This is a genomic window from Halovivax gelatinilyticus (genome assembly GCF_024300625.1).
Taxonomy (GTDB): Archaea; Halobacteriota; Halobacteria; order Halobacteriales; family Natrialbaceae; genus Halovivax; species Halovivax gelatinilyticus.
Window position 1 is genome coordinate 970,123 of record NZ_CP101322.1, and the last position, 13,443, is coordinate 983,565.

The window sequence follows — 13,443 nt, forward strand, 5'->3', positions numbered from 1 at the left end:
ACCTGTCCGTATGAGACGAGACGACCGCGACGAACCCTTCGACGATCTCTTTCGCGAGATCGAACGGATGATGAACGATATGATGAAGGGTGCGAACGTCGAGTTCGACTCCTCGGCGACGACGGTCGAGAACGGGTTCGGTGCCGACACCCACGTCGACATCCACGATACGGACGACGAGATTCGCGTCGTCGCCGACCTTCCGGGCGTCGAGAAGAAGAACATCGAACTCGAGTGCGACGGAAAGACGCTCACCATCTCGGCGCGAAGCGACCACCGCGAATACGACGAACGCGTCTCGCTTCCCCGGCGGGTGAACGAACACACCGCGAGTGCGACCTACAACAACGGAGTTCTCGAAGTCGTCTTCGAACCCGCAGAACAGAGTTCGGGAATCAGCCTGGAGTGAGGCCGCGGTACTGAATTCTCTCGATTCGACACACTGACGAGCGTGGCGTGTGCTACTGTGACCCAGATTGGGGTCCGGACGTCGCACGCGACCGGATCACCGCGGCCAGCCGATCGTAGAAGTCGGGTTCGTACTTCGTCGCGGCGTCGATCGTCGGTCGGGCGTTCGTCTCGTTCACCACGACACGATCGTCCGTCGCGAGGAGGTCGACTCCCAGGACGTCGATTTCGAGCGTCCGCGCGACTGACTCGGCGAGTTCGCGAAGCTCGTCGGGGAGATCGACGCCGCGTGCTTCGGCTCCGCGATGGACGTTGTGCTTCCACTGGCCAGCCTCGCGTTCGGCGTCGGGAAGTCGGCGTTCGACCGCGCCGGCGTACTCGCCGGCCAGGACCATCACGCGATAGTCGGTCGCCCCTGGAACGAACTCCTGGACGAGAAACGACTTGTCGCCGGTCGCGCGATAGTCCTGAACCAGTCCGAGGTAATCGCAGATGCCGAGAAACGAGTCGAGGTCGTGGGCCTTCGCGACGCCGACGCCGCGCGTCGTCGAGTTCGGCTTGATCACGACGGGCGGGTCGAGCCGTTCGAACGCCTCCCGAAGCTCGTCCTCGTCGACGGGATTCGAGACGTAGACGGACTCCGGGATCGGGAGACCGCCACGTTCGAGTCCGGCGAGCACCCCCGCCTTGTTTCGCGACGTGAGGACCGCCTCCAGTCCGTTTACCCACGGCACGTCGAGCATGGCGTCGGCGACGCCGCCTTCCATCACCCGGCCGGGGTAGACGAAGCCGACGTCGTAGGCGTCGGAATCGAACGGAGCGTCCGCACCGAGCGGGAAGACGCCCTCGCGGACCGGGACGTGGTGACATCGTATACCGCGCTCTGCGAGGGGCGGTCGCATTCGCTCGAACGTCTCCTTTCGGTTCGCCACCGCCAGATCGATCATTCGAGTGTAACTCGGCGCGGCGGTGACGTAAACGTGACCACCGAGAGCGCGAAAGTGGGGTCGTCGAATCGCGTCCCACGGACCGGTGACGTCGGCGATCCCGTCGAAGACCGGCGTCGGCCGGGGTGGCGGAGGAGAACGACCGCCGCCTGTCGAAGACGGTTACTCGTGCGTGGCCGCGAGCGCGTGATCGCGCCAGCGATCCGCGCGACCCGGGGAAAGGCTGGTCTTCCTGAGAACGCTCTCCGCGAGCGAAGCGCGGTCCGAACGCGGCGAGGACCGCGAAAACGCGAACGGTGAAACCGTGAGCGAACGGACGTGAGCGAGCGGGCCGACGAGCGACCGAGAAGCCGCGCGACGCGCGGCTGGCGGGGAGCGAGGAGTGCTTTTCATCAACGTTTTGCCGAGGGCGCGGCGCAGCCGCGCCCACAGCGCAAAAGGTTGGTTTACGAAACCAGTTCCTGTTCGCCCTTCTCGACGACGATCCGACACGGCGGCGTGATCTTGTTGTAGGCGCGTCGGAGCGCGTCTTTCGCGAACTCGGCGTCGTCGACGTCACACCAGATGGTGAAGATGCGATCGCCGGCGTCGATGCGTGCGGCGGTGCCGACGATCTTGCCGAACGACTGGCGCATTCCGTCGGAGACACGGTCGGCGCCGGCCCCGGTCGCCTGCTTGTTCTCCCGGATGACGTGGTGGGGGAACTTACGGAGGATCATCTTGTAGTTGCCCTCGCCGGCGTTCTTGATCATGTGTCGGTTACCCGAAAGCCGTGAAGCTTCGAGGCTGCCGTGTCGGATCTGGACGGCTTCTTCGGTCACGAGGCTGATCTGGACGGGGTAGTCGTCGGGATCGGCGGTGACGTCGCCCATCTTGTGCTGTGCGATCTTCGAACCCGGGATGCCGGTGATGTACTCGCGTCGCGTGTACGCCGGTTTGTCAATATCCCGGTACATCGAGGCGGGTTTGTCGGACATGGTTGTGATTACTTACCGGAACCGAAGCCCAGAACGCGGATAAAGGCTTCGAACCGCGAACGCGCCGACGAACCCTGCGAATAGCTACCGACCGCCAGCGTGTGTACAGCCAGACGACTGGAGAGACCGTCGGGTCGTTTAAGGGGACAGCGAGGCTATCAGTCGGTATGTGGAAGAGTTTCCGGATCGGTTCGCTCTTCGGGATTCCGATCAAACTAGATATCACGTTCTTGCTGATCCTGCCCATCTTCGCCTACCTCATCGGTGCCCAGATCGAAGTGGCAGGCGAGCTGTTCAACGAGACGATGGGAGCCGGGATCGACGTCGCCGCGCTCACCGGCGGGACGACGCCGTACCTCTGGGGATTGCTCGCCGCCATCGGGCTCTTCATCGGCGTCGTGTTACACGAACTGGGCCACTCGCTGACCGCCCAGCGCTACGGCTATCCCATCGACTCGATCACGCTCTGGCTGCTCGGCGGGATCGCCGCCCTCTCGGAGATGCCCGAAAACTGGCGACAGGAGTTCGGCATCGCGATCGCCGGACCGATCGTCTCCGTCCTGGTCGGTATCGGTTCCTACGGCCTGTTTCTGGCCACGCCCGAGAGCTTCGACGGGGCGCGATTCATCTTCGCCTACCTGGCCATCTTGAACATCGCGCTCGCCGTCTTCAACATGCTCCCGGCGTTTCCCATGGACGGCGGGCGGATCCTCCGGGCGCTGCTGGCGCGAAACCAGCCGTACGCGAAGGCGACCCAGCAAGCGGCCGCCATCGGCAAGGGCTTCGCCGTGTTGATGGGGCTGTTCGGACTGTTCGCCTGGAACCCGGTGCTGATCGCCGTCGCGCTCTTCGTCTACATCGCCGCCTCCGGCGAGTCACAACAGGTGACGATGAAGGCCGCCTTCCAGGACGTCTCCGTCGCCGACATCATGACGCCCGCCGGTCGCCTCCAGACGGTCACGACGGACACGAGCGTCGAGCAACTCGTCCAGCGCATGTTCCAGGAGCGCCACACCGCCTACCCGGTCCTCGAAGACGGCTACCTGGTCGGGATCGTGACGCTCACCGACGCGCGCAACGTCAAACCCGTCGAACGAGACGCCTACACGGTCGAGGAGATTCTGACGAGCGACCTCGAGACGATCGGTCCCGAGGCCGACGTGATGACGGCCATCGAGCGGATGCGCGAGCGTAACGTCGACCGACTGCTCGTCATCGACCGCGACGAAGGATGGGGCGACGACAACGGCGACCTGATCGGCATCATCTCGCGATCCGACGTCATGACGGCGCTGAACGTGGTCCAGCAGAGCGGGTCGGTGACCCCGAGCGCCCAGCGGGTCGCCTAAGTTAGGCGACCTCCGTCGGACCCGCTGGTGCGGACGTCGACCGATCGATCCCGGTCAATTCCCGGAGCCGATCCGGGTCGATGTGGCCGAAATCGGCCTTCCGGTGACAGGGCGGACACAGCGTCGCGACGTTGTCGAGTCTGTGGGCGTCGACCTTCTCGAACTCGTTGGACTCGATATACACCCGAACGGGTACGAGGTGGTGAACGTCGGGATTACGACCGAGGTCCTCCCGGTCCGTTCCACAGCGGACGCACGCGTAGTCGTCTCGTTCGAGCGCGGCCCGTCGGGTGGCGTACCACCCGGTTCCGTACGCTTCGTTGCCCCCTCCCTTCCAGTTCGGATGCCCCTCGCCGGTGAACGAATCGGAGAGCCACGACCGCCGGCACTCCTCGCTACAGAGGACCGCTTCGCCGGTCGCATTGCTCGGGTAGCGCCGGATCAGTTCGGCACAGACGGTACACTCGAGTTCGAGTTTCCCGCCGGACCAGCGTGGATTTCGCTTTCCGTCGAGTGATGGTGGTTTACGCCACGCCTCAGATTCGACGCAGTCAGCACAGTACAATCCGACTTTCTCTGACGGATAGTACTCGAACGTGGCCCCACAGAGGACACATTGCGTCGATCGCTTCTTCCCCTGGAAATTGGGCGCGTTTTCACCCTCGAACGAAATCTCGTCGAGACAGGCCTGGGTACAATATTTCTTCTCATATTCGCTGTGAAAACGGTCACCGCAACGCGCACAGGTTCGGTTTGGAAGGCGCTCCCCGTGTCCCTGGCTGTGGTGTACGGCGCGGCCGCGCTTGCTATCGAACGACCGGTCACAGGACGGACAATCGTACATTGGATTACCATCGTCGGTAGGGGATAAAACCGAGACGGGTCCGTTTCCGATTCCGATAGTACCGCATCAATTTGGCGTGACGAACAGTCTCCTGGATCGGAATTGATGTCAGAAAAATTATGAGTCCGGGTGCGAGAATCGAACCCACTTCTCAGCCTCCACAAGGCTGAAGGATAACCATTACCCCAACCCGGACACGTCTGCACTCGACAGTAATCACCGAGGAAGTGAAATACGTTACGCCTCGATTCCACCCCTGCCACCAGCTATCACTCTATCGGAACTGTCGGCACGCGTTCGTCCTGATCTGACCCGAAGGATCTGACCCGAATCACTTTTCGCCGTGTGCGCGTTAGGACGACCAACGCGTGGCCATCACCGAGAAGATCTACCTCAAGAATCACCGCCAGCTCTGTTCGCAGCTAGAGACGAACGTCCCGAAAGGGGCGTTCAAAGGGGCGACGTTGGACCTGCTCTTTCAGGGCGACGGACTCGAGAAGGTGGACGACGCGACCCGCGAGCGGGTGCTCGATTTCGCGAGTGACTTTCTCGACTGTGATTGCCAGGACAATCCCTACTGTGGCTGTCCGGAGCGAAAGTTCATCCGGTACCTGCTAGAGCTTCGGGCGCAGGGGCTCGGACCGGCCGCCATCGTCGACGTCATGAGCGACGACTACCTGGTGTACGCCTACGAAGGGGACATTCTCTCGTTTCTCGACAGCGGCGTCCGCACGCTCGAAGCGGCCGAAGGCCTGGCTCGCGTCGACGGACGACCGGACGATCAGGAATCGATCCGTCGGGCAAAGCAGGATCTCGCGCGGTAAGTGACCTCGGCCTCCTTCGGCGAGCTGACCGGACCCAGCAGGAGCGTTCGGTCGGTCAGCCGATCTGGTAGGGCTCGTCCTCGTCCAGGTCGTCGAGCAGGAGCACCTCCTCTTCGTCGTCCTCGACGCGGTCGCGCAGGTCGGTGACGTAGGCCTTGTGCTCTTCTAACTGTTCGCGCAGGTGCTCGGTTTCGAGTTCGAGTCGTTCGTGTTCTCGAAGGAAGCTCTTTGGAACCTCGACCGTCGGCGGGAAGGAGGCCTCGTCACCCTCGCTCGCCTCGAGCTCGGATTCGGGCACCACGGCGACTTGCCCGTCGTGTTCGATGAGCGTATCGACGTAATCGCGAAAGACCGCAGACAGAGAGATGTCGCGCTCCTCGGCGATCTGCTGGAGCGCCTCGAAGGCGTCCTCGTTAACCCGAAACGAGATCGTCTTGTTCTTGTTACCCATCCTGAGAGGCTAGTTGTCGTGAATTCACTTAACCCTTCGTCAGACGAACTGCTCTCCGTTCGGCCGTTCCGAGAGCGACGGTCGAACGCTCACTCGATCCGATGAGTCTTAGGGTGGGAGGTCGTAGCGATCGACATGGACCGGCGACCGCGTCCACGGAGGCTGTCGTGATCGAAGAGATCGACGCGTTTCTCGACGAGGTCGGCTTCGATCCAGATGCGAGCGTGCTGACGCGTCGACAGGCGCAGGTGCTGGCGCTACGCGAACGCGGCGAGTCACAGGCGACGATCGCCGAGGCGATCGGCTCTTCGCGGGCGAACGTCTCGTCGATCGAGGCGAGCGGGCGGGAGAACGTCGAGCGCGCCCGGGAGACGGTCGCGTTCGCCGAGGCACTCCACGCACCAGTTCGCGTACAAATTCCGGCGGGGACGGACCTCTACGACGTTCCCCAGAAGGTGTTCGAAGCCTGTGACGAAGAAGGCGTCAAGGTCTCGCACACGGCACCGGATCTGATGAAGGTCGTAAGCGACGCCGCTGGACCGGCCGTCAGCGGTCGACAGGTCGGGTCGGATCTCGTCGTGGGCGTAACGGCCACCGGTTCGGTCCGAGTCCGGACGTCAGAGCGAACCGACGAGTGAGCGGGAGACCCGCCCCCGAACCTATGTCTCCTGCTGTGGTTGACGACGCTATGGACCTCGGAATCGACGGCAACGCCGCGCTGGTGACCGCGAGTTCGGCGGGGCTCGGCAAGGCGAGCGCGCTCGCGCTGGCGGCGGAGGGAGTCGACGTCACGATCTGCGGTCGGGACGGCTCGCGACTCAGCGCCGCGGCTGACGACGTCGACGAAGCAGGGTCGGGCGACGTCCATCCCGTTCGGGCGGACGTGACGGATCCGGACGACGTCACCCGGCTAGTCGACGAGACGGTCGAGGCGTTCGGCGGGCTGGATCACCTGGTGACGTCGGCCGGAAACCCGCCGAGTACGACGTTTCTCGAAACGACCGAGCGCCAATGGTACCAGGCGTACGACCAGCTGGTGATGAGCACCGTCTGGACGATCGAGCGCGCCTGCCCGCACCTGCGCGAGTCGTCCGCCGGGACGATCGTCTGTCTCACCTCGCGGACGGTCACCGAGGCCGTCGACGGGCTCTTGCTCTCGAACACGGTCCGCAGGGGCGTAAGCGGGCTCGTCCAGACCCTCTCGCGCGAGTTCGCTCCCGAGATCCGGGCGAACAGCGTGCTGCCGGGCCTGATCGAGACGGATAGCGTCGTCGACCTGCTCGAGGCGGGCGTCGAGCGCGGCGAGTACGCCGACTACGACGAGGGGCTCGCGGCGCTCTCGGCGGACGTGCCGCTGGGCCGGATCGGCGACCCGGCGGAACTCGGTGCGGTCGTGGCGTTTCTCAGCAGCGAACGGGCGAGCTACGTCAACGGCGCGGAGGTGCCGATCGACGGCGGGACGATTCGCGGGTAGTGATGGCCGCGTTGGCTGGCGGACGGTGGGATTGCCGCCCAGCGGCCTTTGCGCCCGTCCGTCGACGTCGCGAACGGGACGATGATCGTAACTGAACACAAGTTGTTCCTCGAACGACTCCGAGAGCTGACGACGATAGAGCAGGAACTGGAGGACCAGCGCACCGTGCTGGCCGACGCGGCGACCGACGAGGAGCTCCCGACCGAGGCCCGTGAGCAACTGGAGACGACGCAGGCCGAAGACGAAAACGGCCTCAACCGGTTACAGGAGTGGTCGTACGTCGCGAATTGAGAGAGATCGGCACCGTTCTCAAACCGGCGATCGCTACTTAGGAGTACTCTCAGCGTCGGCGGAGGATCGACTCGGGATCGTTCTCGTACAGTTCCCACATGGTGACCTCGGCGTTTCTGATCTCGTCAGATTTGGGGTGAGACGAGGCGACGAGGTCGTCCCAGACGAGGATACCGGGGAAAACGAGCGGAATGGTGTAGCCGTCGATCTCGCGCCAGTCGGGGCGGTCCTCGACGTGCGTCGCGACGAGTTCGGTCGTCCCCGCCGTGTGTCGGTCGCCGACGTAGTCCGGTTCGACCCCGAGGCCGAGTTTGTACGGGTAGCCGACCCAGTGCCACCGGGTTCCGGCACCGTGGTGGACCGCGGGAGTCCAGGTGTACACTCCGCCCGGTTCGAGCTGTTTGGTGTCCGCGGGATGGTCGGTTGTCAACTCGCGCCACATCTCGACGGTCCACTCGCCGTCCGCCCAGGTGCCGGTGGCCCGCCAGTCGGCAGCGCTTCCGCGGGGTTGCTGGAGGGGTCGGCGCGGGATCATCGCACCCTCCCACTCCGCGACGGCGGGGTCGAACGGGACGGCGTCGTCGAGTTCCAGCGCGTACGTGTCGACGCCCTGTTCTGGGATGTCACCCGCTCTGATGGACCCGTAATCCAGCGCACCATCAGCCACGACCGCCGGGTCCCACATGTATTCCGGACCCGCTTTCGGGTCCCACGACTGGGAGGTGTACGTGTTCCGCCCCTGGTCACCGTGTCGATAGTCGAGGACGTGGTGGTCGGTCCCGTAGCCGAGCGGATCGCTTCGGTGGGCCCGCCACATCGGCAGGTCGAGGAAGACCCCGTCGGCTTTTAGTTGGTCGAGTTCGCCCTGCGGGCGGACTGTTTTCCAGTCGTTTTCCCACCACTCGCCCGCACACGCCTGCGGGATGAACTTTCGAACGTCAGACTTCCCCAACCCGTCCGAGCCGAAGTGACCGTGCCCGTCGACATCGGTGGCTGAAACGGCGCTTGGCAGCGATCGTATCCCCGAGTGGGCAGTGAGCCAGCCACCGAACTCCTCGAACCCGGTCACCGAACCGTCGTCCAGCAAGAAGCTCACCCGGTCTTCGTAGAATCCCGTGTGGTCGTCACGATCGTCACTCGTCACCCACGGTGAGGGATCGGCGAACTGCTGCCAGCGACCGTCCCGATAGACGAGCATGTCGTGAATCCAGCCGCCGGGGTCCGGTTGAGCCCACCGAAACCGAACGTAGATCCGCCGATCGGTGTACGCGATCTTAGTGTGGAGATTCTTGCGCGCGGTTTTCGGGTACCAGTCGCGGCTCACGGGGTATCGATCGGATGGTGATGGCTTGTATCATCCGGTCGCGACGGTGGCGCGACGAATCGGCACACTACCGGCGATCAATCTTCCTCCCAGTAGAACAGTACCTCCCGCGGGGCCGCACACGCCGGACACTCGGCGGGCAGCGAATCGGCGAGCGCTCCCATTTCGCCGCAGTCGCCACACCGCCAGAGCGTCGAGCCGCGCGTTTCCGGCTCGCTGGATTCGCCGATCGGAAGTTCGGTCTCCTCCTTGTTTCGCAGTTCGTCGCGCTGGGTCGGCCCTTCGGGTGGGGTGGACATCGTGAGGTCACTACGACCCGAGCCGTGTTAAGCAATGGCACACGCGTCGGAATCGTGAACGACCCGCCGATCCGAACGGAGCCACCGCCCGATCGTAACCACCCGACGGCCGGCTCACCACGTTTCGATCCGACCAGCCCGGACGTCCTCGACGCAGCCCTCGCAGTCGGGGTGGTCGGCTTCGTAACACGCGGGTCGGTACTCCTCGTCGAGCATAACGGCCCGGCGCTCGGCGTAGCGCCGGCAGACGATTTTCGCGCGCCCTTCCTCGTCGCTGGGGAGTCCACGGGCGTTCCTGGCCGTCCGGTAGGCCTCCTTGGCTTCGGCCAGCTGACCGTCGGCAGTGGTTCGGATCGAGGCGTACTGCTCGCCCGCTTCCTGGAGTTTCGATCGGAGAAATCGATCGAGCCGGCGCCGGTTGGACATGTCGTACCCGAAATTCGGGCGCCACTCACATAGGCTCGTCGCCGATTCGTGACGCCGAGGCGACCGTCGGCTCACTCGGATCGTCGCCCTCGGTGGGAGCGAACGACCGCGTCGGGGAGCGTCTCCCAGCCGAGGGTATCCTCGCCGGGGACGGCCGCCGTGTCGAGGCCCGTCTCCGTCGCGACCGGTTCGTCTCGGTACTCCGGGGGCGGTCCGCCGTGCGCGTGCACGCCATCGGGGTGCTCGACCGTCCAGACGTGCATCATACACGGCGTCCGGCACGGGAGCCGTGAGGACGGGAGACCATCCCCGTCGTGGACGTTCTCGTAATACCACCAGGCTTTCCGCCCGGGGAGGCCGGCGTGATAGTGCCAGGGCGAACACCGGTTCTCGTCGGGTTCGCCCTCGCCGTAGAGCGACGGGGGCTCGACCGGCTCGCCGTCGATAGTCGCGACGAACATCACGCCGATGGCTCGCCAGCTGTGGTTGTCGACGAGGATCGACTCCGGCCGGTCGGGATCGAGGATCGAATCGTCACCGACGTAGTCTGGGTTGATCCAGTGTGACCAGCCGTCGGCGCTCCGGTCTAACGTGTCGAAGTACGGGAAAAATCCGTCGTCGACGATGTCCCCGACGGTTTCGTAACGCTCGTCGAGAACCTCCTTCACTTCGGTCTGGATCGCGATGGTTTCGGGATGATCGTCTGCACAGCCGTCCATCGTCGCCCCGTCACAGTGTCCGTGACTCGGCCGGATCGTGGCGTCGGGACAGCGCCCGGACAGCCGCCCCGATACCGACGACTCGCCCTCGCTGGCACCGACTCGCCCAGCCGCGACGGCGAACGCCCCGCCGGAGGCGGCCAGCACACCCCTCCGAGAGACCGTCGTCCGACGCTCCGATCGGTTCGTCTCGTCTGTGCTCATGTCGATGCAACCGCACACCGACCCCGCTCGTAAACCCCTGTCAACGACGATTGGACAGTCACAACGACTAACCGGAGAACTGCATCTCACTCTCCTCGTACCACGTTTACCGTCACGTTCGCGACCTCGCTACGTCTACCGCCAACGGTACTGGACCACCACGACCACCGCCGTCCGCGCCGCCACTACTTCCGCCGCCGTTCTCGCCCCACCGACCGAGCGACGGAACCCGTACTCGACGCGGTCTGCGGCGACCGCGCGTCCCACCTCGAGAACACTTTCGCCCCGCTGACGTCACTTTAAATACGATCGGGAGCCAACCGACGTATGCCTCCCGTTGAAACACAAGAGGAGGCGAGCACTATGAGCGACGTAAGCCAGCATGCGGACGACATACACGCGCAGTTTTCAGACCATCTCGACGTCGACGTGAGCGACGTCGAGGACAGACTCACGACGCTGATCGACGAGTACAAGGTCCCCGTCGAGGAGGCCCGGCGTAGCGTCACGAACCACTACCTCGAACAGGCCGGGCTCGAGCGCGAGGACATCGCCAGCGGCTCCAGCCAGCGCGTCGAACTCGCCGAGATAGACGAACCGGAGCAGTGGGTGGACGTCACGGTGAAGGTCATCGAACTCTGGGAGCCCCGGAGCGACGCCGTCGCGCAAGTCGGTTTGCTCGGCGATCCAAGCGGGACGATCAAGTTCACCAAGTGGGCGAAATCGGAGCTACCCTCGCTCGACGAGGGCGAGGTCTACTCGCTCAAGAACGTCGTCACCGACGAGTACCAGGGCCGGTACTCGATCAAGCTCAACAAGACGACCGTCATCGAGGAACTCGACGACGACATCGAGGTCGGCGACGACACCTCCGAAATCGAGGGCGCGATGGTCGCCATGCAGAGCGGCTCCGGGCTGATCAAGCGCTGTCCCGACGACGACTGCACCCGCGTCATCCAGAACGGACGCTGTTCGGAACACGGCGAGGTCGAAGGCGAGTTCGACCTCCGCATCAAGGGCGTCGTCGACGACGGAATCGACGCCCACGAAGTCATCTTCGACGAGGCGTCGACGGAGGCGCTCACGGGTATCTCGCTCGAGGAGGCCAAGGAGATGGCGATGGACGCCCTCGACACGACGATCGTCGCAGACGAGATCGCAGACGAGATCATCGGAAACTACTACCGCATCGAGGGCCCGACGTTCGGACGATACGTCCTCGCAGACGAGGTCACGGAGCTGACCGAGCCGGCGGATCCCGATCCCCTGCTGATCAGAGCGAGGTCGATGTAACATGAGTCAAGCAGATCTCACCCGCGAAGTCGCCCGACGCGTCTTCGCCTCGGAATTCAACGACGCGACGTACACGTTCAAAGAATCGGACGACGAGCGCGCGCCCAACTACGCGCTGTTGCCCACCGGCGATCGCGCCAACCGCGTCTTCGCCGTCGGCACTCTCACCGAGACCGAGGACGTCGGCGACGAGAGCGAGTACTGGCGCGGCCGCGTGGTCGATCCGACGGGCACGTTCTTCGCCTACGCCGGCCAGTACCAGCCCGAAGCCGCCGCAATTCTCCGCGATGCGGAACCGCCGGAATACGTCGCCGTGGTCGGCAAGCCGCGCACCTACGAACCGGACGACGGCTCGATCACCGTCTCGCTGCGTCCGGAATCGATCACGATCGTCGACGAGGCGATCCGCGACCGCTGGGTCGTCGAGACCGCAACCCGCACCCTAGACCGGATCGAGGCCTACCAGGAGTGGGAATCGACGCGCGAGGACCCCGACGGCGGATCGACCGCCCCGACGAACGAGTACGCCCAGCTCGCTCGCGAGCACTACGACTCGCCGGTCGAGAACTACCGCCAGGACGTCATCCAGGCCGTAGAGAGCTTAGACGAACTCGAAGCGACGGCCTGAGTTCGGCCGGATCGGTCCGCACCGACCGAAATATGTTCGAATTACTCAGCAATAGTAATTACGGGTACGATCCGATATCGGGGTGAGATGTCGTCTGACGGACAGCAGTGGTCGCTGACGCCCCAGACCCGGTTCGGGCGGGCGGTGGCGCTGTACGCACCACTCGCACCGCTGGCCGGGGCGTTCGTCCTCGTCGCGGTGGGGCTCGCCTCGCTGCCCGTCTTCGGAATTCTCACCGGCGACGGCGGGCTCGCGCTCTTTGGCATCGTCATGCTTTGTATCGGCGGCGTATCCTCGGTTCTCTATCTCGGCGCGATGGCTCGCTACGGCGAGAACAACGCGAAGTGGGTCGAACCGTGGGTCCCCACGGAGCACATCGACTGGCGGGTGCTCGGCGGAACCGGGCTCGCCTCTGCCGCCGTCATCGTCCTCGCCGTGCTGGCCGACCCACGGCTGTTCTACGTGGCACTCGCCGGCGTCGTCTTCGCACCGACGGCGAGCTGGTGGTTCGACCGGTCGTACGCACTCGACGAGACGACGCTCGCCGTCGAGTACGCTCACCCGTACCGCGAGGACTCGTCCATCCCGCTCTCGTCCGTTATCACGGCGCGCTGGCTCCCGGTCGGCATTCGGGGCTACCGGCTGGGGTTCTGTCGACGCGTCGACGGCTGGCCCTTCGTCGTCCCCGTACCCGCAGACCGCGTCGAACCGTTCGACCGCGTGGTCGAGCAGACGCCGATCGACCGATCCGAATCGCCGCACCCGACGACGACGAGAGCGATGCGCATCATCTGCTATCTGGTCGGTCTGGGAATCGTCGCCCTCGGTGTGGGGGTCGCGGTGCTGATCGGCGGAGAACTGGAGGCGGGGCTCGTCCGGACGGTGCTGGCGGCGCTCGTCGTCGGCTGGGTCGGCCTGCTGGTCGTCGGCTACGCGTTGCGCGAATCGATACGGGCGCGACGGATCGGCGCGTGAGCCGGCGGTT

17 protein-coding genes are annotated in these 13,443 nt (G+C 64.6%); 9 read left to right on the forward strand and 8 right to left on the reverse strand.

Translation table 11 applies throughout. The features are described 5' to 3' along the window. The first annotated feature begins 10 nt into the window (after nucleotides 1-10). On the forward strand, nucleotides 11-409 hold the full coding sequence (locus NKH31_RS04675) for an Hsp20/alpha crystallin family protein (RefSeq protein ID WP_254863981.1): 399 nt from the start codon (nucleotides 11-13) through the stop codon (nucleotides 407-409). Between the two features lie 52 nt (nucleotides 410-461). On the opposite strand, the gene NKH31_RS04680 is transcribed toward NKH31_RS04675, so the two are convergent. Together NKH31_RS04680 and NKH31_RS04685 are read right to left on the reverse strand one after the other, a co-directional pair. After that, on the reverse strand, nucleotides 462-1,355 hold the full coding sequence (locus NKH31_RS04680) for an ATP-grasp domain-containing protein (RefSeq protein ID WP_254863982.1): 894 nt from the start codon (nucleotides 1,353-1,355) through the stop codon (nucleotides 462-464). 446 nt (nucleotides 1,356-1,801) lie between these two features. Further along, entirely contained in the window at nucleotides 1,802-2,332 is a 531-nt protein-coding gene (locus NKH31_RS04685; RefSeq protein WP_254863983.1) for a 50S ribosomal protein L16, read from the reverse strand. A gap of 167 nt (nucleotides 2,333-2,499) precedes the next feature. On the opposite strand from NKH31_RS04685, the gene NKH31_RS04690 reads away from it, so the two are divergent. Next, nucleotides 2,500-3,681, forward strand: a complete 1,182-nt coding sequence (locus NKH31_RS04690) for a CBS domain-containing protein (RefSeq protein ID WP_254863984.1) — start codon at nucleotides 2,500-2,502, stop codon at nucleotides 3,679-3,681. 1 nt (nucleotide 3,682) lies between these two features. Here the strand turns inward: NKH31_RS04690 and NKH31_RS04695 are convergent, their stop codons facing one another. Continuing rightward, nucleotides 3,683-4,525 carry an HNH endonuclease gene (locus NKH31_RS04695; protein WP_254863985.1) on the reverse strand — a complete coding sequence of 281 codons (843 nt, stop codon included), beginning with the start codon at nucleotides 4,523-4,525 and terminating at the stop codon, nucleotides 3,683-3,685. Between the two features lie 368 nt (nucleotides 4,526-4,893). On the opposite strand from NKH31_RS04695, the gene NKH31_RS04700 reads away from it, so the two are divergent. Continuing rightward, nucleotides 4,894-5,349, forward strand: a complete 456-nt coding sequence (locus NKH31_RS04700) for a DUF5814 domain-containing protein (RefSeq protein WP_254863986.1) — start codon at nucleotides 4,894-4,896, stop codon at nucleotides 5,347-5,349. A gap of 55 nt (nucleotides 5,350-5,404) precedes the next feature. Here NKH31_RS04700 and NKH31_RS04705 read toward each other — a convergent pair whose 3' ends face one another. Continuing rightward, nucleotides 5,405-5,800 (reverse strand): DUF8146 domain-containing protein, encoded by a 396-nt coding sequence (locus NKH31_RS04705; protein ID WP_254863987.1) that lies wholly within the window; start codon nucleotides 5,798-5,800, stop codon nucleotides 5,405-5,407. 101 nt (nucleotides 5,801-5,901) lie between these two features. Between NKH31_RS04705 and NKH31_RS04710 the strand changes: the two genes are divergently transcribed. The 3 genes from NKH31_RS04710 to NKH31_RS04720 all read left to right on the forward strand — a co-directional run bounded on the left by NKH31_RS04710 (nucleotide 5,902) and on the right by NKH31_RS04720 (nucleotide 7,565). After that, nucleotides 5,902-6,438, forward strand: coding sequence for a Tfx family DNA-binding protein (locus tag NKH31_RS04710; protein WP_256547911.1), 537 nt, complete (start codon nucleotides 5,902-5,904; stop codon nucleotides 6,436-6,438). A gap of 50 nt (nucleotides 6,439-6,488) precedes the next feature. Then, a complete protein-coding gene (locus NKH31_RS04715; protein ID WP_254863989.1) occupies nucleotides 6,489-7,274 on the forward strand; it encodes an SDR family oxidoreductase in 786 nt (261 codons plus the stop codon). Nucleotides 7,275-7,355: 81 nt separating this feature from the next. Beyond that, complete coding sequence (locus tag NKH31_RS04720; RefSeq protein WP_254863990.1) at nucleotides 7,356-7,565, forward strand: hypothetical protein; 210 nt, start codon at nucleotides 7,356-7,358, stop codon at nucleotides 7,563-7,565. A 49-nt stretch (nucleotides 7,566-7,614) separates the two neighbouring features. On the opposite strand, the gene NKH31_RS04725 is transcribed toward NKH31_RS04720, so the two are convergent. The 4 genes from NKH31_RS04725 to NKH31_RS04740 all read right to left on the reverse strand — a co-directional run bounded on the left by NKH31_RS04725 (nucleotide 7,615) and on the right by NKH31_RS04740 (nucleotide 10,537). Then, nucleotides 7,615-8,889 carry an ethylbenzene dehydrogenase-related protein gene (locus NKH31_RS04725; protein WP_254863991.1) on the reverse strand — a complete coding sequence of 425 codons (1,275 nt, stop codon included), beginning with the start codon at nucleotides 8,887-8,889 and terminating at the stop codon, nucleotides 7,615-7,617. A 77-nt stretch (nucleotides 8,890-8,966) separates the two neighbouring features. Continuing rightward, entirely contained in the window at nucleotides 8,967-9,188 is a 222-nt protein-coding gene (locus NKH31_RS04730; RefSeq protein WP_254863992.1) for a DUF7130 family rubredoxin-like protein, read from the reverse strand. A gap of 114 nt (nucleotides 9,189-9,302) precedes the next feature. Continuing rightward, the gene (locus tag NKH31_RS04735) at nucleotides 9,303-9,614 is read right to left on the reverse strand and encodes a DUF7091 family protein (protein WP_254863993.1); all 312 of its coding nucleotides are present in this window, start codon (nucleotides 9,612-9,614) and stop codon (nucleotides 9,303-9,305) included. A 71-nt stretch (nucleotides 9,615-9,685) separates the two neighbouring features. Continuing rightward, nucleotides 9,686-10,537 carry a hypothetical protein gene (locus tag NKH31_RS04740; protein WP_254863994.1) on the reverse strand — a complete coding sequence of 284 codons (852 nt, stop codon included), beginning with the start codon at nucleotides 10,535-10,537 and terminating at the stop codon, nucleotides 9,686-9,688. Between the two features lie 363 nt (nucleotides 10,538-10,900). Between NKH31_RS04740 and NKH31_RS04745 the strand changes: the two genes are divergently transcribed. From NKH31_RS04745 to NKH31_RS04755, 3 genes are all read left to right on the forward strand, one after another. Next, nucleotides 10,901-11,830 (forward strand): replication factor A, encoded by a 930-nt coding sequence (locus NKH31_RS04745; RefSeq protein ID WP_254863995.1) that lies wholly within the window; start codon nucleotides 10,901-10,903, stop codon nucleotides 11,828-11,830. A 1-nt stretch (nucleotide 11,831) separates the two neighbouring features. Further along, on the forward strand, nucleotides 11,832-12,458 hold the full coding sequence (locus tag NKH31_RS04750; protein ID WP_254863996.1) for an RPA family protein: 627 nt from the start codon (nucleotides 11,832-11,834) through the stop codon (nucleotides 12,456-12,458). A gap of 87 nt (nucleotides 12,459-12,545) precedes the next feature. Next, entirely contained in the window at nucleotides 12,546-13,433 is an 888-nt protein-coding gene (locus NKH31_RS04755; protein ID WP_254863997.1) for a hypothetical protein, read from the forward strand. Nucleotides 13,434-13,443: the final 10 nt, after the last annotated feature.